The sequence below is a fragment of the Pseudomonas sp. SDO5215_S409 genome (assembly GCF_054071325.1).
The window spans coordinates 131,522-151,831 of sequence record NZ_JBSVWN010000006.1 but is presented as its reverse complement, the minus strand read 5'-3'; the positions used below and the strand labels follow the sequence as shown (position 1 = coordinate 151,831).

Annotated in this window: 23 protein-coding genes and 1 other RNA gene; 11 read left to right on the top strand and 13 right to left on the bottom strand. The window is 62.9% G+C overall.

Annotation, left to right across the window (positions count from 1 at the left end; translation table 11 throughout):
- Positions 1–100 precede the first annotated feature (100 nt).
- Positions 101–1,078 (bottom strand): NADPH:quinone oxidoreductase family protein, encoded by a 978-nt coding sequence (locus ACW9H9_RS05605; RefSeq protein WP_457342158.1) that lies wholly within the window; start codon positions 1,076–1,078, stop codon positions 101–103.
- A 148-nt stretch (positions 1,079–1,226) separates the two neighbouring features.
- Between ACW9H9_RS05605 and ACW9H9_RS05600 the strand changes: the two genes are divergently transcribed.
- Positions 1,227–1,634, top strand: a complete 408-nt coding sequence (locus ACW9H9_RS05600; protein WP_457342157.1) for a flagellar basal body-associated protein FliL — start codon at positions 1,227–1,229, stop codon at positions 1,632–1,634.
- Here ACW9H9_RS05600 and ACW9H9_RS05595 read toward each other — a convergent pair.
- Positions 1,624–2,079 carry an EVE domain-containing protein gene (locus ACW9H9_RS05595; RefSeq protein ID WP_457342156.1) on the bottom strand — a complete coding sequence of 152 codons (456 nt, stop codon included), beginning with the start codon at positions 2,077–2,079 and terminating at the stop codon, positions 1,624–1,626. The genes ACW9H9_RS05600 and ACW9H9_RS05595 overlap by 11 nt on opposite strands.
- A 195-nt stretch (positions 2,080–2,274) precedes the next feature.
- On the opposite strand from ACW9H9_RS05595, the gene ACW9H9_RS05590 reads away from it, so the two are divergent.
- Positions 2,275–2,424 carry a hypothetical protein gene (locus ACW9H9_RS05590; protein ID WP_457342155.1) on the top strand — a complete coding sequence of 50 codons (150 nt, stop codon included), beginning with the start codon at positions 2,275–2,277 and terminating at the stop codon, positions 2,422–2,424.
- A 5-nt stretch (positions 2,425–2,429) separates the two neighbouring features.
- Here ACW9H9_RS05590 and ACW9H9_RS05585 read toward each other — a convergent pair whose 3' ends face one another.
- The 4 genes from ACW9H9_RS05585 to ACW9H9_RS05570 all read right to left on the bottom strand — a co-directional run bounded on the left by ACW9H9_RS05585 (position 2,430) and on the right by ACW9H9_RS05570 (position 3,849).
- A complete protein-coding gene (locus ACW9H9_RS05585; protein WP_457342154.1) occupies positions 2,430–3,056 on the bottom strand; it encodes a 5-formyltetrahydrofolate cyclo-ligase in 627 nt (208 codons plus the stop codon).
- A gap of 59 nt (positions 3,057–3,115) precedes the next feature.
- A non-coding RNA gene (gene ssrS, locus ACW9H9_RS05580) (6S RNA) lies at positions 3,116–3,294 on the bottom strand.
- 31 nt (positions 3,295–3,325) lie between these two features.
- A complete protein-coding gene (locus ACW9H9_RS05575; protein WP_300630676.1) occupies positions 3,326–3,643 on the bottom strand; it encodes a cell division protein ZapA in 318 nt (105 codons plus the stop codon).
- Positions 3,640–3,849: a TIGR02449 family protein gene (locus ACW9H9_RS05570; RefSeq protein WP_003177365.1), complete on the bottom strand. Its 210-nt coding sequence runs from the start codon at positions 3,847–3,849 to the stop codon at positions 3,640–3,642. Before ACW9H9_RS05570 ends, ACW9H9_RS05575 begins: the two co-directional genes overlap by 4 nt.
- Positions 3,850–3,987: 138 nt before the next feature.
- Here ACW9H9_RS05570 and ACW9H9_RS05565 point away from each other — a divergent pair, with 138 nt between their 5' ends.
- The 8 genes from ACW9H9_RS05565 (at position 3,988) to gcvH (ending at position 12,956) form a co-directional block, all read left to right on the top strand.
- Positions 3,988–4,545 (top strand): YecA/YgfB family protein, encoded by a 558-nt coding sequence (locus tag ACW9H9_RS05565; protein ID WP_457342153.1) that lies wholly within the window; start codon positions 3,988–3,990, stop codon positions 4,543–4,545.
- 20 nt (positions 4,546–4,565) lie between these two features.
- Positions 4,566–5,888, top strand: a complete 1,323-nt coding sequence (gene pepP / locus ACW9H9_RS05560) for a Xaa-Pro aminopeptidase (RefSeq protein WP_457342152.1) — start codon at positions 4,566–4,568, stop codon at positions 5,886–5,888.
- A complete protein-coding gene (gene ubiH, locus ACW9H9_RS05555) occupies positions 5,885–7,072 on the top strand; it encodes a 2-octaprenyl-6-methoxyphenyl hydroxylase (protein WP_457342151.1) in 1,188 nt (395 codons plus the stop codon). Before pepP ends, ubiH begins: the two co-directional genes overlap by 4 nt.
- A 142-nt stretch (positions 7,073–7,214) precedes the next feature.
- On the top strand, positions 7,215–8,432 hold the full coding sequence (locus ACW9H9_RS05550) for a 2-octaprenyl-3-methyl-6-methoxy-1,4-benzoquinol hydroxylase (RefSeq protein WP_457342169.1): 1,218 nt from the start codon (positions 7,215–7,217) through the stop codon (positions 8,430–8,432).
- 156 nt (positions 8,433–8,588) lie between these two features.
- Entirely contained in the window at positions 8,589–9,593 is a 1,005-nt protein-coding gene (locus ACW9H9_RS05545; RefSeq protein ID WP_457342150.1) for an extracellular solute-binding protein, read from the top strand.
- Positions 9,594–9,665: 72 nt separating this feature from the next.
- Positions 9,666–11,282 carry an ABC transporter permease gene (locus ACW9H9_RS05540; RefSeq protein WP_457342149.1) on the top strand — a complete coding sequence of 539 codons (1,617 nt, stop codon included), beginning with the start codon at positions 9,666–9,668 and terminating at the stop codon, positions 11,280–11,282.
- 156 nt (positions 11,283–11,438) lie between these two features.
- Complete coding sequence (gcvT, locus tag ACW9H9_RS05535; RefSeq protein ID WP_457342148.1) at positions 11,439–12,521, top strand: glycine cleavage system aminomethyltransferase GcvT; 1,083 nt, start codon at positions 11,439–11,441, stop codon at positions 12,519–12,521.
- 51 nt (positions 12,522–12,572) lie between these two features.
- Complete coding sequence (gene gcvH, locus ACW9H9_RS05530; RefSeq protein WP_457342147.1) at positions 12,573–12,956, top strand: glycine cleavage system protein GcvH; 384 nt, start codon at positions 12,573–12,575, stop codon at positions 12,954–12,956.
- Positions 12,957–13,004: 48 nt separating this feature from the next.
- Here gcvH and ACW9H9_RS05525 read toward each other — a convergent pair whose 3' ends face one another.
- The 6 genes from ACW9H9_RS05525 to ACW9H9_RS05500 all read right to left on the bottom strand — a co-directional run bounded on the left by ACW9H9_RS05525 (position 13,005) and on the right by ACW9H9_RS05500 (position 18,249).
- The gene (locus ACW9H9_RS05525) at positions 13,005–14,144 is read right to left on the bottom strand and encodes a DegT/DnrJ/EryC1/StrS family aminotransferase (RefSeq protein WP_457342146.1); all 1,140 of its coding nucleotides are present in this window, start codon (positions 14,142–14,144) and stop codon (positions 13,005–13,007) included.
- A gap of 165 nt (positions 14,145–14,309) precedes the next feature.
- Positions 14,310–14,627 (bottom strand): DUF2388 domain-containing protein, encoded by a 318-nt coding sequence (locus ACW9H9_RS05520; RefSeq protein WP_457342145.1) that lies wholly within the window; start codon positions 14,625–14,627, stop codon positions 14,310–14,312.
- A gap of 69 nt (positions 14,628–14,696) precedes the next feature.
- Positions 14,697–15,143 (bottom strand): NfeD family protein, encoded by a 447-nt coding sequence (locus ACW9H9_RS05515; RefSeq protein ID WP_457342144.1) that lies wholly within the window; start codon positions 15,141–15,143, stop codon positions 14,697–14,699.
- A 10-nt stretch (positions 15,144–15,153) separates the two neighbouring features.
- A complete protein-coding gene (locus tag ACW9H9_RS05510) occupies positions 15,154–16,074 on the bottom strand; it encodes an SPFH domain-containing protein (RefSeq protein WP_457342143.1) in 921 nt (306 codons plus the stop codon).
- Between the two features lie 50 nt (positions 16,075–16,124).
- Complete coding sequence (locus tag ACW9H9_RS05505; protein ID WP_457342142.1) at positions 16,125–17,828, bottom strand: GspE/PulE family protein; 1,704 nt, start codon at positions 17,826–17,828, stop codon at positions 16,125–16,127.
- 82 nt (positions 17,829–17,910) lie between these two features.
- Positions 17,911–18,249, bottom strand: a complete 339-nt coding sequence (locus tag ACW9H9_RS05500; protein WP_457342141.1) for a hypothetical protein — start codon at positions 18,247–18,249, stop codon at positions 17,911–17,913.
- Between the two features lie 127 nt (positions 18,250–18,376).
- Between ACW9H9_RS05500 and ACW9H9_RS05495 the strand changes: the two genes are divergently transcribed.
- Entirely contained in the window at positions 18,377–18,847 is a 471-nt protein-coding gene (locus ACW9H9_RS05495) for an Lrp/AsnC family transcriptional regulator (RefSeq protein WP_457342140.1), read from the top strand.
- A 27-nt stretch (positions 18,848–18,874) separates the two neighbouring features.
- Here the strand turns inward: ACW9H9_RS05495 and ACW9H9_RS05490 are convergent, their stop codons facing one another.
- Positions 18,875–20,242: a CYTH domain-containing protein gene (locus tag ACW9H9_RS05490; protein WP_457342139.1), complete on the bottom strand. Its 1,368-nt coding sequence runs from the start codon at positions 20,240–20,242 to the stop codon at positions 18,875–18,877.
- Positions 20,243–20,310 lie beyond the last annotated feature (68 nt).

Genomic DNA, 20,310 nt, shown 5'->3' with positions numbered 1-20,310 from the left:
TATGTTCTTTTACGAACATGTCGCTCATGGATAAGTCGAGGTCGCCCAGGGCGCAGGCGTGCCCCTGTGGACGTTGGCCCCACCGGGGCGACGGTTCAGCTCAGCGAACGCGCACCACCACTTTGCCGACCGCCTTGCGCTGGCCGAGGTCGTTGATCGCTTGCGCGGCGTGTTCCAGCGAATACAACTGCGACACCAGGGGCTTCAATTTGCCCTCGGCAAACCAGCCAAACAGTTGCTGGAAGTTCGCCGCGTTGTCTTGAGGCTGGCGTTGGGCAAACGAGCCCCAGAACACCCCGATCACCGCCGCGCCCTTGAGCAGCGCCAGGTTTACCGGCAGTTCGGGAATGCGCCCGCTGGCAAACCCCACCACCAGTAGCCGACCGTTCCAGGCAATGGCGCGAATGGCCTGGTCGAACAGGTCGCCGCCCACCGGGTCGTAGATCACGTCGGCACCGTTGCCGCCGGTCAGGCGCTTGATCTCTTCCTTGAGGTCCGCTTCGCTGTAGTTGATCAGCTCATCGGCCCCGGCCGCCTTGGCCACCGCGAGCTTGTCGGCGTTGCTGGCGGCGGCGATCACCCGGGCGCCCAGGGCCTTGCCGATTTCCACGGCGGCCAGGCCCACGCCACCGGACGCGCCAAGCACCAACAGGGTTTCACCGGGTTGCAGGTTGGCGCGCTGCTTGAGGGCGTGCATCGACGTGCCGTAGGTCATGCTGAAGGCGGCGGCGGTGTTGAAGTCCATGCTTGGCGGGATCGGCAGTACGTTGTAGCCGGGCACTGCGACCTGTTCGGCAAAGCTGCCCCAGCCGGTCAGCGCCATCACGCGGTCGCCGACCTTCAGGTGGCTGACTTTTTCCCCGACGTCGCTGACCACGCCCGCCGCTTCGCCACCGGGTGAAAACGGGAAGGGCGGCTTGAACTGGTATTTGCCTTCGATGATCAAGGTGTCCGGGAAATTCACCCCGGCGGCGTGCACGTCCAGCAGGATTTCGTTCTTCTTGATCGCCGGGCTGGCGACGTCTTCAAGCACCAGGGTTTCGGCGGGGCCGAAGGCTTTGCACAGCACAGCTTTCATCGGGCTATTCCTTTTGGGGCGTTGGCCGATAAGTGTAGGGGGACGGGGTGGCGGGTCAACGAGCATGCCCCGGCCTGATAAGTCGCCATAAGCTTGTGCTCAGGGCTGCTAGCGTTATGCTACGTGCCACCCAATTGAGGAATGAACTGTGAAAGCGTGGATCCTGTTGATGCTGGCCCTGACAGTGCCGATGGCCGCCGTGGCCGAAGAAGCCAAAGAAGGTGAGGCCCCCAAGGTCAGCTACATCAGCCTGACGCCGCCTTTTGTGGGCAACTACGGCCTGGACGGCACCGCGAAACTGCGCGTCTTCAAGGCCGACATCGCGTTGCGCGTCACCGGTCCCGAGGCGGCTGCGCTGGTCAAGGCCAACGACCCGCTGATCCGCAACCAGTTGGTGGCGTTGTTCACCCAGCAAACCAACGACACCATGAGCAGTGTCGACGGCAAGGAAAAACTGCGTCAGGAAGCCCTCAAGCAAACCCAGCAAGTGATGACCGACGAAACCGGCAAGCCGGTGGTCGAAGACCTGCTGTTCAACAACCTGATCATTCAGTAACCAGCGCCAGCACCGCGGCCCACTGAGGGGGGGTGACCGGCATCACTGAAAGGCGGCTGCCTTTTTGCACCAGTGCAAGGTCTGCCAGCGCGGTTTGTTGTTTCAGGTAGCCCAAACCCAGCACCTTGGGAAACGTCTTGAGGTGGGCCACCGTGATGGCGCTCCACGGGTTTTTTTCTGCGCTGGCCTTGGCGTCGAAATACGGGCTCTCGGGCTCCAGCGCCGTGGGGTCGGGGTAGGCTGCCTGGATGATTTTCCCGACCCCGGCAATGCCCGGCTCCGGGCAGCTGGAGTGATAAAAGAAGAACGTGTCACCCACTGCCATCGCCCTCAAAAAGTTGCGCGCCTGATAGTTGCGCACCCCGTCCCAACGGGCTTCTCCGAGTGTTTCCAGGCCTTTGATCGAGAGTTCGTCGGGCTCGGATTTCATCAGCCAATGGGCCATGTTCAGGCTCCTTAAAAGAGGGGTGGACAGGTTGTCTGGCAATTTCATGACAAACCGACAGTCGGTAATGAGTCAGGTTTGCGTGTTGGTTCACGTTAACGCAAAATGCGCGGATTTTAAGCTTGACGCAGCTACAACGGACTACTTTGGAACGTTGCTGGCATCGTGTGTGAAATGCCTGAAGGGGGGCAATCGATGCAACGTAAACCGGATTTACTATGGATTTTGGTGATTTTGTTTGGTCTGGGTGTCGTGACCACCGGTTATGCGCAGAGCTTGTGGGCCAACAAGGCCAATGCTCCGGTTGAAATTGCACAGCAACAGTTGCAGCCTTTCAAGCGTTAGTCTTTTTAGGCGTTGCCCGTCCGGGTGGCGTCGGCGATATACCATTTCCCGTCGGTGACAGTGCCTTGCAACGGCACGTCCCAGCTCGCCTGGGCAAGCCGCGCGACCTTTTGGCATTCATGGGCCAGGCCCAGCAACGTAGGCTTGTGCCAGTGTTTGCGCCGAGCCAGGTACGCCAGGCTGCGGTCATAAAAGCCGCCGCCCATGCCCAGGCGACCGCCCTCATCATCAAAACCCACCAACGGCAGCAGCACCAGGTCCAGCGCCCAGACCTTGCGCTGGCGGCTGACGTTCACCCGCGGTTCCAGAATGCGAAAACGGTTGGGGATAAGCGCCTCTCCCGGCCTGATGCGCTGGAACACCATCTTGGTGCGCGGCCATGCGCTGAGCACCGGCAGGTAGGTGGCCTTGCCCCGGCGCTGGGCTTCGCGCAGCAACAGGCGCGGGTCGATTTCGCCGTCAGTGGGCAGGTACAGGGAAATGTGGCGGGCCCGACGAAACAGCGGGTGCTGCGCCAGTTGCCGGTACAGGCCCTTGGCGGCCTGGCGCTGCTCGGCCGGCGTGAGGGCGCGGCGGGCCTTGCGCAACATGCGTCGAAGTTGCGGGCGAGAAAGCGGCGCAGGTTCGGTCATGAATGTTCAGCTCATAAAACAATGCCAGTCCTGGGACTGGCATTGAGTATTGGGAATTCAGGCTCCCCGACAGAGCCGCTGTCGACTTAGCCCTTGAACCCGAAAGTTCAAGGTGGAAGAAGCAGTAGGCTTTAAGGCTTTCCGTCTAGCGGACATGCACACCAGCCCAACGTGCAACTTCCAGGGTAGTGCGAATCGGCTCAGGGACATCGCCGACTGGCAAACACGCCAGGGAGTGGGCGCGAGTATACCCCAAACAGACGCTGCAATCAGCCCTTGGGTGCGTCTGAATCGCTGGAAAGCACCAGATCGACGCGATCGAGCAAGTCACGCACCTGCTCGCGGGTAGAACCGCTGGCCTGCACGTCAGGGCGCTCCTGCTTGTGCAGCAGGTCGTGAGTGATATTCAGCGCGGCCATCACGGCGATGCGGTCGGCGCCGATCACTTTGCCGCTGCTGCGGATTTCACGCATCTTGCCGTCCAGGTAACGGGCGGCGCTCACCAGGTTGCTGCGTTCTTCCTGGGGGCAGATGATCGAATACTCTTTGTCGAGAATCTGCACGGTGACGCTATTGCTTGAACTCATGAGTCTTGCTCCAGGGCCTTCAGGCGCGAAATCATCGATTCGACCTTACGCCGAGCGATTTCGTTTTTTTCGATAAGGTGAGCGCGTTCCTCGCGCCAGGTCTTTTCCTGAGCAAGTAGGAGTCCGTTTTGGCTCTTAAGTTGCTCGACCCGGTCAATTAGCAGTTCGAGTCTGGCCATCAGCGCTTGCAGGTCGGTGTCTTCCATTGGGCTTCCACTGGATTTGTCTGATGAATGGCAACTGCTGGGTAAACGATCTGACGCCCTTGATAGTCGGGTGCGTCTGCCGGTGCTAGGATACAGCGCTTCATTCTAGACATTGCGCCGTCTGGCGCCTAGCTCACCATGCCTAATCCGAAATCCCCCTACGATGCTTTTTCCCAACTGCTGAGCACCAGCGGTCATCCTTGCTCGCCTGCCGAGTTGCACGGCGTGTTGCTGGGTCGCAGCTGCACCGGCGTTGGTTTTGACGCCGACAACTGGTTGGCGGATGTGGCTGAACTGCTGGAAACCGAGCCGACCGAAAACGTGCGCAACGCCTTGATCGGCCTGCAGGAAATGGTCAAGGGCGAGCTGACCGGCGATGACGTGACCGTCGTCCTGCTGCTGCCCACCGACGACGCCCCCCTCACCGAGCGCGCCGCCGCGCTGGGCCAGTGGTGCCAGGGTTTCCTCCACGGTTTTGGCGTGAACGCCGCCGGCCTTGAGCTGAGCAGCGACGCCAAGGAAGTGTTGCAGGATTTGGCCGCCATTTCCCAGGTGCAAGACGCGCTGGAAGAGTCCGAAGACGGCGAAACCGACTATATGGAAGTGATGGAATACCTGCGCGTCGCGCCGTTGTTGCTGTTCACCGAAACCCGCAAGTCGGCCGAGCCCGCAACCGCCAAGCCGTCGCTGCACTGAGAAAGGAAGCCCGTCTGCCCATGATCCATATCCCGAAAGCGGAATACACCCGGCGCCGCAAGGCGCTCATGGCGCAGATGGAACCCGACAGCATCGCCATCCTGCCGGCAGCGGCGGTGGCGATCCGTAATCGCGATGTCGAGCACGTCTACCGCCAGGACAGCGACTTCCAGTACCTGAGCGGCTTCCCCGAGCCTGAAGCGGTGATCGTGCTGATGCCCGGGCGCCCCCATGGCGAGTACGTGCTGTTCTGCCGCGAACGCAACGCCGAACGCGAACTGTGGGACGGCCTGCGCGCGGGCACCGAAGGCGCCGTGCGTGACTTTGGCGCCGACGATGCCTTCCCCATCACCGACATCGACGACATCCTGCCCGGCCTCATCGAGGGTCGCGACCGGGTGTATTCGGCCATGGGCAGCAACGCCGAATTCGACCGGCACCTGATGGAGTGGATCAACGTGATCCGCTCCAAGGCCCACCTGGGCGCCCAGCCGCCGAACGAGTTCGTGGCCCTGGACCATCTGCTCCACGACATGCGCCTGTATAAGTCGGCGGCAGAAGTGAAAGTGATGCGCGAAGCCGCGCGCATTTCCGCCGCGGCTCACGTGCGGGCCATGCAGGCCAGCCGTCCAGGCTTGCACGAGTTCAGCCTGGAAGCGGAGCTGGACTACGAATTTCGCAAGGGCGGCGCGAAGATGCCCGCCTACGGCTCCATCGTCGCCTCGGGGCGCAACAGCTGCATCCTGCACTACCAGCAGAACGACGCGGTGCTCAAGGACGGCGACCTGGTACTGATCGACGCCGGTTGCGAGATCGACTGCTACGCCAGCGACATCACCCGCACCTGGCCGGTCAACGGCAAATTCTCTGCCGAACAAAAGGCCATCTACGAAGTGGTGCTGGCCTCGCAACAAGCCGCCTTTGCCGAGATCGCGCCGAACAAACACTGGAACCAGGCCCACGAGGCGACCGTGCACGTCATCACCGCCGGGCTGGTGGCGCTGGGGTTGTTGCAGGGCGATGTCGACGAGCTGATCGCCAGTGAAGCCTACAAGGCGTTTTATATGCACCGCGCGGGGCACTGGCTGGGCATGGACGTGCACGACGTGGGCGAATACAAGGTGGGCGGCGAGTGGCGGGTGCTGGAAGTCGGCATGGCCCTCACCGTGGAGCCGGGCATTTACGTGGCGCCGGACAACCTGAACGTAGCAAAGAAATGGCGCGGCATTGGCGTGCGCATCGAGGACGACGTGGTGGTGACCAAGCAAGGCTGTGAAATCCTCACCGGCGGCGTGCCTAAGACCGTCGCCGAGATCGAAGCCCTGATGGCGGCCGCCCGATGAGCCGGGTCAACCTGGCCATTATCGGCGGTGGCCTGGTCGGCGCGAGCCTTGCGCTCGCGTTGCAGGCCGGGGCCAAGGCGCGGGGCTGGACGATCACGCTGATCGAACCTTTCGCGCCGGGCGAGACGTACCAGCCCAGCTACGACGCCCGCTCTTCGGCGCTGTCGTTTGGCGCCCGGCAAATCTACCAGCGCCTGGGCGTGTGGCAGGCCATTTCCCGGCGCGCCGAGCCGATCAAGCAGATCCACGTGTCGGACCGGGGGCGGTTCTCCACCACGCGTCTGTCGGCGATGGAAGAGGGCGTGCCCGCGTTGGGTTACGTGGTGGAAAACGCCTGGCTGGGCCAGTGCCTGTGGCAAGGCCTGGACAAGGACGTGGCCACCTGGCGCTGCCCGGCCGAAGTCACTCGCCTGGAGCCGCTGGCCGATGGCTACCGCCTGACCCTCAATGACGCCACCGTGCTGGACTGCGACCTCGCCGTGCTGGCCGATGGCGGCCGCTCCGGCCTGCGCGAGCAGCTGGGCATTGGCGTTAAAACGCGCCCGTACAACCAGAGCGCGCTGATCGCCAACATCACCCCGAGCGAAGCCCACAACGGCGAGGCCTTCGAGCGCTTCACCGATGAAGGCCCGATGGCCTTGCTGCCGCTGCCGGACAACCGTTGCGCGCTGGTGTGGACGCGCCTGGGGATGGACGCCAAACGGCTTGCCGAGCTGGACGAACGGCGTTTCCTCGCGCAATTGCAGGACGTGTTCGGCTATCGCCTGGGCACGCTCAAACACGTGGGCGCACGCCACCTGTACCCCTTGACCCTGATCGAGGCCGAGGAGCAAGTGCGCTCCCACCTGGTGGTGCTGGGCAACGCGGCCCACAGCCTGCACCCGATTGCCGGGCAGGGGTTCAATTTGTCCCTGCGTGACGCCAACGCCCTGGCCGAAGCCTTGCTGGCCGGGCCTGCGGTGCCGGGTGACCTGGCCACCTTGCAGGCTTACCGCGAGCGCCAACGCCTTGATCAAAAAATGACCGTGGGCTTCTCCGATCAAGTCACCCGCCTGTTCGGCAGTGGCCAGCCGCTGGTTGCGTTGGGCCGCAACCTGGGCCTGCTGGGCCTGGACCTGCTGCCACCAGCCAAACGCTGGTTCGCCCGTCAGGCCATGGGTTTGGGCACGCGTCCCGATGCGTAAGTGGCTGGCCGAGTGCGGTGACAACCACTTGCCAGGGCCCCAGGTCTGGATTCGTGACGGCTCCGGCGCCCTGGTGGCGTGGGTCGAGCAAACTTTTTACGTGCGGTGCAAGCCGCCAGCAAGACAGGCTTAAAGCATGGACATGCGCGCAGATGTGCTGATTGTCGGGGCCGGAATGGTCGGAAGCGCCCTGGCGCTGGCGTTGGAAGGCAGCGGCCTGCAAGTGCTGCTGCTCGACGGCGGCTCGCTGAGCGTCAAACCGTTTGAACCTGCGGCCGCGTTCGAACCGCGGGTGAGCGCGTTGTCGGCGGCCAGCCAACGTATCCTTGAGCGCCTGGGCGCGTGGGAGGGCATCACCGCCCGCCGTGTCAGCCCGTATGGCGACATGCAGGTGTGGGACGGCAGCGGCACCGGGCATATCCACTTTTCTGCGGCCAGCGTGCATGCCGAGGTGCTGGGGCATATCGTCGAAAACCGTGTGGTGCAGGATGCCTTGCTCGAGCGCCTGCACGACGGCGACCTGGGCCTGCTGGCCAATGCGCGCCTGGAACAAATGCGGCGCTCCGGCGACGACTGGCTGCTGACCCTGGCCGATGGCCGCACCCTGCGGGCACCGCTGGTGATCGCCGCCGACGGTGCCCATTCCGCGGTGCGCCGCCTCACCGGCACCGCCACCCGCGAGTGGGATTACTTGCACCACGCCATCGTCACCAGCGTGCGCAGCAGCCAGCCCCATCAACGCACCGCCTGGCAGCGTTTTACCGACCACGGCCCGCTGGCGTTTCTGCCACTGGTGCGCGACGGCCAGGAGGACTGGTGCTCGATTGTGTGGTCGGTCACGCCGAGTGAGTCCGAGCGGCTCATGGCGCTGGACCAAGACCGCTTCTGCCGCGAACTGGAATGCGCCTTTGAAGGCCGCCTGGGCACCGTCTTGAGCGCCGACCCCCGCGTGTGTGTGCCGTTGCGCCAGCGTCACGCCAAGCGCTACGTGGCCGAAGGCCTGGCCCTGATCGGCGATGCGGCCCACGTGATCCACCCGCTGGCCGGGCAGGGTGTGAACCTGGGGTTTCTCGACGCGGCGGCGTTGGCCCAGGTGCTGCTGGCGGCGCATGAGCGCCAGGAGCGGCTGGCAGACGTGAAAGTGCTCAGCCGCTACGAGCGTCGGCGCATGCCGCATAACCTGGCGCTGATGGCCGCGATGGAAGGGTTCGAGCGCTTGTTCCAGGCCGATCAACTGCCGCTGCGCTGGTTGCGTAACGCTAGTTTGAAAGTCGTCGACCAGTTGCCGGAAGCCAAGGCGGTCTTTGTGCGCCAGGCGTTGGGCCTGACGGGCGACCTGCCGGATCTCGCCAAACCCTGACCCTGTGGGCACCGGGTTTGCCCGCGCTGAGGCCAGTGGCTTCAGCGCAAATCCCCTCACCGCAACATCTGGTAACGCCTCGGCCGCACGATTGATTGAGATGCCAAATGGGACTCCCTATCATTTGCGCTCATTTCGCGACGAGAGATCGCCCCCATGCTGGCACCCAAGCGCCTCCTCACGGCCCTGGCCCTCACCCTGCTTGGCAGCACCGCCGCGCAGGCCGCCGACGAGGTGGTGGTCTACTCCTCGCGCATCGACGAGCTGATCAAGCCGGTCTTTGATGCCTATACCCAAAAAACCGGCGTGCAGGTGAAGTTCATCACCGACAAGGAAGCGCCGCTGATGCAGCGCATCAAGGCCGAAGGCGAAAACGCCACCGCCGACCTGCTGCTCACCGTTGACGCTGGCAACCTCTGGCAGGCCGAGCAGATGGGCATCCTGCAGCCGTTCACCTCCAAGGTGATCGACGCCAATATCCCGTTGCAATATCGCTCCTCGGCCCATGCCTGGACCGGTTTGAGCCTGCGCGCGCGCACCATCGCCTATTCCACCCGCCGCGTAAAACCTGCCGACCTCACCACCTACGAGGCCCTGGCAGACGCGCAATGGGAAGGCCGCCTGTGCCTGCGCACGGCCAAGAAGGTCTACAACCAGTCGCTGACGGCCACGCTGATCGAAACCCATGGCGCAGCCAAGACCGAAGAAATCGTCAAGGGCTGGGTGAACAACCTCTCCACCGACGTGTTCTCCGATGACCTCGCCGTGCTGGAAGCGATCAATGCCGGGCAGTGCGACGTGGGCATCGTCAATACCTACTACTACGGCCGCCTGCACAAGCAGAAACCCGACTTGGCGGTGGCGCTGTTCTGGCCCAACCAGGGCGATCGCGGGGTGCACGTGAACCTGTCGGGCATCGGCCTGACCCGGCATGCGCCGCACCCGGAGGCCGCCAAGGCCCTGGTGGAATGGCTGACCACACCCGAGGCGCAACGGATCTTTGCCGACGTGAACCAGGAATTCCCGGCCAACCCGGCGGTGCCGCCGTCGGCCGAAGTGGCCAGTTGGGGCAAGTTCGTTGCCGATACCTTGCCGGTAGAAGTGGCGGGCAAGCGCCAGGCCGAGGCCATCCGCCTGATGGACCGCGTTGGCTGGAACTGACGCACCGTGGGAGCGGGCAGGCCCGTTCCCACCCCGTGGTTTTCACCTTAACTGCCCCCCCGAGAATGCCCCTTGGCTCACCCCGCTCAACGCCGCTGGTACTTGCCGGTGTTCACCGTCGCTGCCCTGGTGCTCTTGCCGCTGAGCGTCCTGTTGCTGTCCTGGCAGACGATCGACACGCAGATCTGGTCCCACCTGTGGGACACCCAACTGCCGCGCCTGCTGGGCAACACCCTGACCCTGGTGGTGTGGGTGGGCGTGGGCGTCACGTTGCTGGGCGTTGGCCTGGCCTGGTTGACCAGCCTTTGTGAGTTTCCGGGCAGGCGCTGGCTGGATTGGGCGCTGATGCTGCCGTTCGCCATTCCCGCCTATGTGCTGGCCTTTGTGTTTGTCGGCCTGCTGGATTTTGCAGGCCCCGTGCAAACCCTGCTGCGTGAGGTGTTTGGCCCCGGTCTGCGCCTGCCCCGCGTGCGCTCCACCAGTGGCGTGATTATCGTGCTGGTGTTGGTGTTCTACCCCTACGTGTACCTGCTGGCGCGCAGTGCGTTTCTTGCTCAGGGCAAGGGTTTGATGGAAGCGGCGCGGGTCCTCGGGCAATCGCCCTGGCAGGCGTTCTGGCGGGTGGCCTTGCCCATGGCGCGCCCGGCCATCGGGGCTGGCGTAGCCTTGGCATTGATGGAAACCCTGGCGGATTTTGGCGCCGTGTCGGTGTTCAATTTCGACACGTTCACCACCGCTATCTACAAGACCTGGTACGGTTTTTTCAGCCTTTCCAGCGCGGCGCAGCTGGCGAGCCTGTTATTGCTGGTGGTGATGCTGGTGCTGTACGGCGAACGGCGGGCGCGTGGCGCGAGTCGCCCGAGCAATGAGCGGCCGCGCGGCCAGGCGTTGTATCACCTGCGTGGGTTCAAGGCCGCTGCTGCCAGCGCTGGGTGCGGTCTGGTGTTTGCCTGCGCCTTTGTGGTCCCGGTGCTGCAACTGGTGGTGTGGTTCTGGCAACGCGGGCGGTTTGATCTGGATGAGCGCTACGCCGGGTTGATTGTGCACACTCTGTACCTGGGCGTGATTGCCGCGCTGATCACGGTGAGCGTGGCCATGCTGCTGGCGTTTGCCCATCGCCAGGCGCCGACCCGGCTCATCCGCAGCGGGATCAGCCTGGCCAACCTGGGGTACGCCTTGCCGGGCTCGGTGCTGGCGGTGTCGATCATGTTGGCGTTCAGTTACCTGGACCGTGAATGGGTGGTGCCGCTGTCGAGCGCGCTTGGGGGGGCGGGGAAGCCGTTGCTGCTGGGCAGTCTTGCGGCGTTGGTGCTGGCGTACCTGGTGCGTTTTCTGGCGGTGGCCTACGGGCCGCTCGAAAGCAGCTTGGCGCGTATCCGCCCGTCGTTACCGCAGGCGGCGCGTAGTCTTGGGGTGGGTGGACCACGACTGTTTTTCAAAGTGTATCTACCGCTGCTGCTGCCCGGCACGCTCAGCGCGGCGCTGTTGGTGTTTGTGGACGTGCTCAAGGAAATGCCCGCCACCCTGCTGATGCGCCCGTTTGGCTGGGACACGCTGGCCGTGCGCATCTTTGAAATGACCAGCGAAGGTGAGTGGGCACGGGCTTCTCTCCCCGCCTTGACGCTGGTACTGGTGGGCCTGCTACCGGTGATCGGCCTGATCCGGCGCTCGGCCCAACCCATCGGTTAGGTGCCAGTCCTACAGCTTGCGGCTACAATGCGCGGCATTCGGTGCGGTCCATCTTATTGATCGGGTGCCCCAGCGCCGCTATAAGCCTTGTATATCAAGGCCTGTGGCGCGAACGGCTACCGTCCGCACCTTCGCCACGCCCGGAAGGAGAAACCCATGGGACAGCGCACGCCTTTGTATGACCTGCATCTCGCCCTCGGCGCGAAAATGGTCGATTTTGGCGGTTGGGATATGCCTCTGCACTACGGCTCGCAAGTTGAAGAACACCACCAGGTGCGACGTGACTGCGGGGTGTTCGATGTATCCCACATGACCGTGATCGATATCACAGGCCCCCAGGCCAAGGAATGGCTCCAGCACTTGCTGGCCAATGATGTTGACCGCCTGCACGGCTGTGGCCGTGCGTTGTACAGCGCCATGCTCAACGAGCAGGGCGGGGTGCTGGACGACATGATCGTCTACCGCACCGAGGCCGGTTTCCGGCTGGTGGTCAACGCGGCCACGCGTGACCAGGACATGGCCTGGATGCAGGCCCGGCTCGGCCAGTATCAGGTGCAGCTCCTTGAGCGGCCCGAGTTGGCGATGCTCGCGATCCAAGGCCCGCACGCCCGGCACAAAATCGCGGAGCTGGTGACTCAGTCCCGCTCGATCCTGATCCATGAACTCAAGCCCTTTGAGGGCCTGGCCGACGGCGACTGGTTCATCGCGCGCACCGGTTACACCGGTGAAGACGGCCTGGAAATCATCCTGCCAGCCGATCAGGCCCCGGCGTTTTTCAACGATCTGGTGGGCGCGGGCATTTCGCCCATCGGCCTGGGTGCCCGCGACACCTTGCGCCTGGAGGCGGGCATGAACCTCTATGGCCAGGACATCAGCCCGGATGTTTCGCCGCTGGCGGCCAACATGGACTGGTCCATCGCGTGGGAGCCTGCCGGGCGTGACTTCATCGGCCGGGCTGCCCTCGAGGCCGAGTTGGCGGCGGGGGTGGCGTCCAAACTGGTCGGCCTGGTGCTGGAGGAGCGCGGCGTTTTGCGCGCCCAACAGGTGGTTCGTATCGCCAATGTTGGCGAAGGACAGATCACCAGTGGTAGTTTCTCTCCCACGCTGAGCAAATCCATTGCCCTGGCGCGTGTGCCGGTGGCGACTGCCGACCGGGCCGAGGTGGAAATCCGCGGCAAGTGGTACCCGGTACGGGTGGTCAAGCCGACCTTCGTGCGCCATGGCAAGACATTGATCTAACGTTTCCGGCAGGCCGCTGGCCGCTGACATTTCTTTTTGAGGACACAGACTATGAGCAATATCCCTGCCGACCTGCGTTTTGCCGAAAGCCATGAATGGGCCCGCCTGGAAGCGGATGGCACCGTAACGGTCGGTATTTCCGACCATGCTCAGCAAGCGCTGGGTGATGTGGTGTTCGTAGAATTGGCTGAAGTGGGCAAGGTGTTTGCCGCGGGCGACGCCGCGGGCGTGGTTGAGTCGGTCAAGGCCGCCTCGGACATCTATGCACCGGTTTCCGGTGAGGTGATCGCGGTCAACGACGAGCTGGCAGACGGCCCTGAATTGCTCAACGAAGAGCCCTACAGCGCCTGGATTTTCAAGCTCAAGCCCGCCAACACCGCTGAGCTGAGCAAGTTGCTGGATGCCGACGGCTACAAAGCCGCCATCGGCGAGTAAAGCTTTACATCCTGCAAGAGCGGGCAACCCGCTCTTGCAGGGATTCGGTCAGGGTTTCAACACGGCTTTGACGGCCGCCACTGCCCGCTCCACGTCCGCTTCGGTCATCGCCGTGAACATCGGCAGCGACACAATCAAGCGCCCTACTTTTTCCGACACCGGGAACATGCCTTCCTTGAACCCCTGTGCCCGATAAAGGCTCAGCAGGTGGATGGGCGGATAGTGATAACCAATGCCCACGCCATGGGCCTGCATCTGCTCCATGAAGGTTGCACGTGCGGGCAGGCCGTCGGTACGTTCCGGCAACACCAGTTGGAACAAGTGCCAGTTGCTGTTTTCAAAGTCTGCTGGCGGCAGTTGTGCGCCGTAAGTCTGCTCAAAATCGCTGCCAAAGCATTGGAAGTAATGCCGGGCCAGCACCTGGCGGTGCGCGGTGATTTTGTCGATATTGGCGAACTGGCCCAGGCCGATCACCGCGGCGATGTCGGTCATGTTGAACTTGCCGCCCAGCACGTCCACGTCCAGGCCGTCGAAGCCGGTACGGGTCACGCCTTGCAGGCGATATTTTTCTGCCAGGCGCGCTTCTTCGGCGTTGTTCAACACCAGGCAGCCGCCTTCGGAAGACGTGACGTTCTTGTTCGCCTGGAAACTGAACGAGACGAAATCGCCGGTGGCGCCAATCCGTTTGCCGTCCCAGCTGGAGCCCAGTGCCTGGGCGGCGTCTTCGACGATGCGCAGGCCGTGTTTGTTGGCCAGTGCGTAGAGCATCGGCATGTTCAGGGGCAGGCCAGCCAGGTACACCGGAATGATCGCCTTGGTACGCGGGGTGATCGCGGCTTCCACTTGGGCCAGGTCGATGTTGCGGGTCACCGGGTCGATGTCGGCAAACACCGGTGTGGCGCCGACCTCCAGAATCACGTTGGCGGTGGCTACCCACGAAATGGGTGTGGTGATGACTTCATCGCCCGGGCCAACCCCGGCAATGCGCAGGGCAATCTCCATGGTGCAGGTGCCGGAGTTGAACGTACGCACGGGACGGCCGCCGAAATATTCCGACAATTGCGCTTCGAACGCCTGCACTTTCGGCCCGCTGGTGATCCAGCCAGAGCGCAGCACATCACCGACTGCCGAGATAGTGGCTTCATCGATGACAGGTTTGGAAAACGGCAAGAAGGGCAGTTGGCTCATGACGGGGAAGGCATCCGTTTCAGGTAGGCAATGAGAAGAAAAGCATATTAATGCCGGGCATGGTTGCACGGCTCGACTGAATATAGCCTGTCACCCGTGAATGAATCGTCACTGTCCGGACAAAAAAATGCCGCTGATACCAGCGGCATTTTCGATGGGGCGGTATTACTCGGACGCAACGGCGTTTTTTGCCAGGATCGCGTTGGCCAGCTCCATGTCCGTAGCCTTGAGGCCCGGGTTCTCGGCGCGGACTTTCTGCATGGCGGCTTCCAGGTACGGGCCGCGGATGCCGCCGTCACTGGCAACAAAGCTGCCAGCGTCGTCTTGTGCGGCGACCACCATCTTGTGGTCCTTGAAGGTCAGGTACGTGGAGCCGGTGGTGGCGCCCGACGAAATGACGTTGCGCCAGAAGCCATCGGCCATGGCTGATCCAACGGGAAGGGACAGTACAGCGAGGGTAGCGACAGCATATTTAAGACGCATGATGGATGACTCCGACTGGGTTATCTGTACCGTTGGATTGTAGATAACCCGGCGTAGTTCCATGCACGACTAAACCGTTTCGACCCGTAAAACCACGCCCTCCTGACCCACGACTCGTACCTGCGCCCCTACGGCTGCTTCGGGGCCGGTGACGATCCACACCCCGTCACCCGCCTTGATCTTGCCCCGGCCGTCGACAATGGCTTGATGCACCACAAAGGTGCGACCAATCAGCTCCGAACCGCGCATATTCAACCCCGGCTGGTCGCTGACCTTGGCGTTGCTGCGCTGGCGCTTCCACCAATACACGGCGGTGAGGATCGACAGCACGGCAAACAGCAGCAGTTGCCACTCCAGCCCCAGCGTGGGCACCAGGAACTTGATCACCCCTACGGCGGCGGCGGCAATGCCCATCCACAGCAGGTAGCCCCCCGCGCCGAATACCTCAAGGATCAACAGGACCGTACCCAGCGCCAGCCAGTCCCAAAACGTCAGGTGATGCAGGAATTCCCACATGACAGGCGCCTCAGGCTTTCTTGCTATCAAAGGTGGCTTTGACGATTTCACCGATGCCGCCAATGGAGCCGATCACCTGGCTGGCTTCCAGCGGCATGAGGATGACCTTGCTGTTGTTGGCCGAGGCCAGCTTGCCCAGGGCATCGACGTATTTTTGCGCGACAAAGTAGTTAACCGCCTGCACGTTGCCCGAGGCGATCGCTTCGGACACCACCTGGGTGGCGCGGGCTTCTGCCTCGGCTTGCCGCTCGCGGGCTTCTGACTCGAGGAACGCCGCCTGACGGCTACCTTCGGCCTCCAGGATCTGCGCCTGCTTCTTGCCTTCGGCGGTGAGGATCGCCGAGGCCCGCAGGCCTTCGGCCTCCAGGATTTGTGCACGTTTGATCCGCTCGGCTTTCATCTGGCCGGACATGGCCGCCATCAGGTCGGCGGGTGGGCTGATGTCCTTGATCTCGATGCGGGTGATCTTGATGCCCCACGGCGCGGTCGCTTCGTCGACGGTTCTCAGCAGTTTTTCGTTGATGCCGTCGCGCTGGCTGAGCATGGCATCCAGCTCCATGGAGCCCAGGACGGTACGGATATTGGTTTGCAGCAGGTTGCGAATGGCGTGTTCGAGGTTGTTGACCTCGTAGGCGGCTTGCGCGGTGTTGACCACCTGGAAGAAGCACACGGCGTCGATCTGCACGGTGGCGTTGTCGGCGGTGATGACTTCTTGGGGCGGGATGTCCAGCACGCTTTCCATCACGTTGATCTTGCGCCCGATGCGGTCCATCACCGGAATGATGATGTTAAGGCCCGGCTTGAGGGTGTTGGTGTAGCGGCCAAAGCGCTCGACTGTCCACTGGTAGCCTTGTGGGACAACCTTGAAGCCCATGAAGAGAATGGCAACGGCGAGTGCTACAAACAGCAGCAGTACGGTTCCGATCTGCATAACGATTCCTTGTCTGGTGGTGTCAGGTCTGGCGGATTGTAACGAGGTTGTCAGGGATAAGGACGTTTTGGCGCCGCAACAATCAAGGGATTTGTTTCTGGATCTGCCGGAGTGACCCTTAACACCTCCTCCAGCGTGGTCAGCCCCGCCGCCATTTTGCCCAGCCCCGCACTGCGCAGGCTGCACATCCCCCGGCCACGTGCCGCCTGGCGCAAGGCCTGTACCTCGATGCCCGGCGTGATCAGCGCCTTGAGGGGCTCGTCCAGTACCATCACTTCGTAGACTCCGGCACGCCCGTGATAGCCACTGTGTCGGCATTCGTCACAGCCGCCCGGCTTATAGGCCCCCTCAGGCGCTGCCTGCTTGCAGTGCGGGCACAACAACCGCACCAGTCGCTGGGCCATGACCCCTAGTAACGTCGCGTTGATCAGGTAGTGGGGGATGCCCAGCTCCAGCAGGCGGGTGATGGCGCTGGGCGCATCGTTGGTGTGCAGGGTCGACAGCACCAGGTGCCCGGTGAGCGCTGCCTGGATCGCCATTTGTGCGGTTTCCAGGTCGCGGATCTCGCCGATCATGATGATGTCCGGGTCCTGGCGCATGAGCGCCCGGACGCCGCTGGCAAAAGTCAGGTCGATATTGGGCTGCACCTGCATCTGGTTGAACGCAGGCTCGACCATTTCGATCGGATCTTCCACGGTGCATAGGTTGACCTCCCGCGTGGCCAACTGTTTAAGCGTGGTGTACAGGGTGCTGGTCTTGCCTGAGCCGGTGGGGCCGGTGACCAGGATGATGCCGGTGCTCTGGCGGGTCATGGCTTGCCAGCGTTGCAGGTCGTCGTTGCACAGGCCCAGTTGCTGGAAGTCCTTGAGCACCACCTGGGGGTCGAAGATCCGCATCACCAGCTTTTCGCCAAAGGCCGTGGGCAGGGTCGACAGGCGCAGTTCCACTTCGCTGCCCGTCGCGCTTTTGGTTTTTACCCGGCCATCCTGGGGTTTGCGTTTTTCGGCCACGTTCATCCGGCCCAGGCTTTTGAGGCGGCTGACCACCGCCATCGTCACCTGCGGCGGCAATTGATACACGTCGTGCAACAGCCCGTCGATGCGAAAACGCACGCGGCCCTTGTCGCGGCCGGGCTCCAGGTGGATGTCGCTGGCGCGTTGGCCAAAGGCGTACTGCAGCAGCCCGTCGACGATATTGACGATATGCGCGTCGTTGGCATCGGGCGCCTGATCGCTGGCGCCGAGGTTGAGCAAGGGCTCGATGCTGCCCGCCCCCGGGGTTTTGACCTCCCCGTGGGTCGCGCCCTTGACCGACTTGGCCAGGCGGTAGAACTCCACGGTACAGCGCTGTATTTCCCGGGGGCTGGCCACCACCCGTCTGATCGAGCGTTTCAGCACCTGGGCCAAGCCCGCTTCCCAACCCGCCACGAAGGGCTGGGCGCTGGCGACGGTGACGCTGTGGGCATCCACGGCCACGGCAAGAATCTTGTGCCGCTGGGCAAAGGCGTAAGACATCAGCCCAACCACCGCTGCCACGTCGATCTTCAGCGGGTCGATCCGCAGATACGGCTGGCCTGCGTAACGGGCCAGCCATTGCGTCAGGGTTTCCAGGCACAGCGCCTGGCCGGCAATGCATTCCAGCGGGTGCAGGGCGTTGTTGGCCAAAACAGGGGTGTCGGGTGGCACCAGGCCTTGGTCGATCAATACCGGTAACAGCTGATCGATTTTTAGCCAGCGATCCTGGGCGGTGGACATGAGGGTTTTCCTGGGCGGTGGGTGGGTGTCCCCAGGCTAGTTGCCCTTCAGGCCCTGCCCGCCAAGGCTTTATTGCAGGCCTTTACTGAGCGGCGGCCTGCACCGCTTGAGGCCGCGCCGCCTCTGCCGGGCACAGTTGCAGCGAGCACACGCTGATCAGGTTACGAAGTTTTTCGCCGATCACTTGGGCCCTATGCCAGCTCAGGCCGTCCATCACGATGTCGAGCGTCAGCAGGTCATCGTCCCGCTGCACATTTACCTGCACGGGCACCAGACATTGCAGGGCAAAGTAATTGAGCACTCGGCACAACACATCGGGCTCGGCCTCGGCCACGATCTGGTAGCGAGCCTGGCAATGGACGTTGCTGGACGCCCAAGCATCGGCGCGGGTGGCAAGGTTGGCGGTTTCGACGACATGCATGGGAACTCTCCGGATTCGACTGGAGAAATTTTTACATTCGCTGCGGGAGATTTCTTATCTAAGATGAGGCGAATTCGCCATTTAACGAATGGATCAATTCGCCCATCCGCCTCTATCGAGTATTTTTATGCTCACTGAACTGGACGTGTACGACCGGCGCATCCTCGCGCTGTTGCAGGACGACGCCTCGCTCTCCAGCGCGCAGATCGCCGAGCAGGTGGGCCTGTCGCAATCACCCTGCTGGCGGCGCATCCAGCGCCTCAAGGAGGAGGGGGTGATTCGCGCCCAGGTGACGTTGCTGGACCGCAAGAAAATCGGCCTCAACACGCAGATCTTCGCCGAGGTCAAACTCAATGCCCACGGGCGCTCCAACTTCACGGAGTTCACCGAGGCGATTCGCGGCTTTGCGGAAGTACTGGAGTGTTATGTGTTGATGGGCGCAGTGGACTTTTTGTTGCGCATTGTCACGTCGGACATCGAAGCGTATGAGCGGTTTTTCTTTGAAAAACTGTCGATGGTGCCGGGCATTCAGGAAGTGAATTCGATTGTGGCGTTATCAGAGATCAAGTCGACGACCAGCCTGCCCGTGTTGCCATAACGCCGGGCAGGTTGGCGATGGGCGTGCTTACAGGCGCAGCAGGGTCTTCCAGGCGCGGGTCTGGTACACCGCGATCACCTGATGCATGCGCGCGTCCAGCGATTCGTCGGTGATCAGTTGGTTGGCCAGTTGCGCCAACTTGTTCAGTTCACCGTACAAACGGTCCAGCTCAGGGATGTCTACCACATGGCGGGCATGGTGCAGCCAGGCCTGGATACGTTCGATGCGCGGCAGTTGTTCGGCCAGGTCTTCGGGTTGCTGCTGGTAGCGCGGCAGTTGCAGTGCCACGGCGTCGTCAGCGAGCAAGCGCGGCAACCAGTTGGTGATTTGCGCAGCGCCCTGGCGGTTGCCACGCACGTTACGGTCGGCCGTCCAACTGCGGGCCAGCAGCCAGCGCGCGGTGGTCAGCGAGAACAAGCCCCAGCGCACGTCCTGCAATTCTTCGATGAATTGCTCGGGCGCGGCCTTGCGGATGTCTTCGTCGTCGTCACCGGCCTGCACCAGCGGGCGCCAGTCTTCCAGCAGGGCGTCCAGTGCGGCGCGCAGTTCGCGGGTGGATTGGCGCGGCGCGGCCTGCCCGAGGCTGCCGATCAGGGCGCGCAGTTCGCCCAGGTGTTCGACCCAGTCCTGCAACAGGCGCCAGTGGCCATTAAAACGATATTGTTCGGCCAGGCGTTGGCTGCTGCCCAGCAAATGCCACATCACGGCGGCAAAGGCGTCGTCCAGCGGCATTTCGGCGTGCAGCACCGGCGCGGGCAGGCTCAGGGAATAACTGTGGGCGTCGAAAAGGCGGTAGCCGCGCTCGGCCTTGCTGATGTCGCAGGGCATCAGGGCCAGCGTCTCGGCCAGTTCGGCGGCCAGCTCCAGCAGGGCGGCGGGTTCGCCTTCGCGCAGTTCCAGCTCCAGTTCGCAGATTTCTTCTTTGTGCTTGCCGACGATCACGTGGCCCAGGTCCAGCGCCGCTTCGATCACGACCTTGGCTTTGCCACGGCCCCAGGCGATTTCTGCACGCTCGCGCACGAAATCGGTGGTGAAGATCGGCTTGAGGGCTTTTTTGTCCAGTTCGGCCAGTTGCTCGGGCCAGCAGTCGCCGTCGAGTTTTTTCACGTCCAGCTTGGCTTTGGGCAGTTTCCAGTCGTACTCGTTGCGCTCCGACAGCCCGGCGATGCTCTGGCCGCGGGTCTTGAGGGTCTGGATCACCTCGTCGCCGTCCTTGCGCAGGCGCAGGGCGACTTTGGCCTGGGCCAGGTCGCGCTCGGGGGTGTCGAAGTACTGGTTCATCAACTCACGGCGTTCCCAGCCACTTTTGTTGCGTTTTTTCAGGAGCGGGTGCTCGCGCAGCGCGGCGAGGGTTTCGCGGCTGACGCGCAGCTTGATTTCTGTTTCTTTTTGCATGGCCGGAACATCCAGGATCGGGAGTGCAGCCGGGGAAATGCGCGGCTGCCAAGGTCGTGCAGTGTACA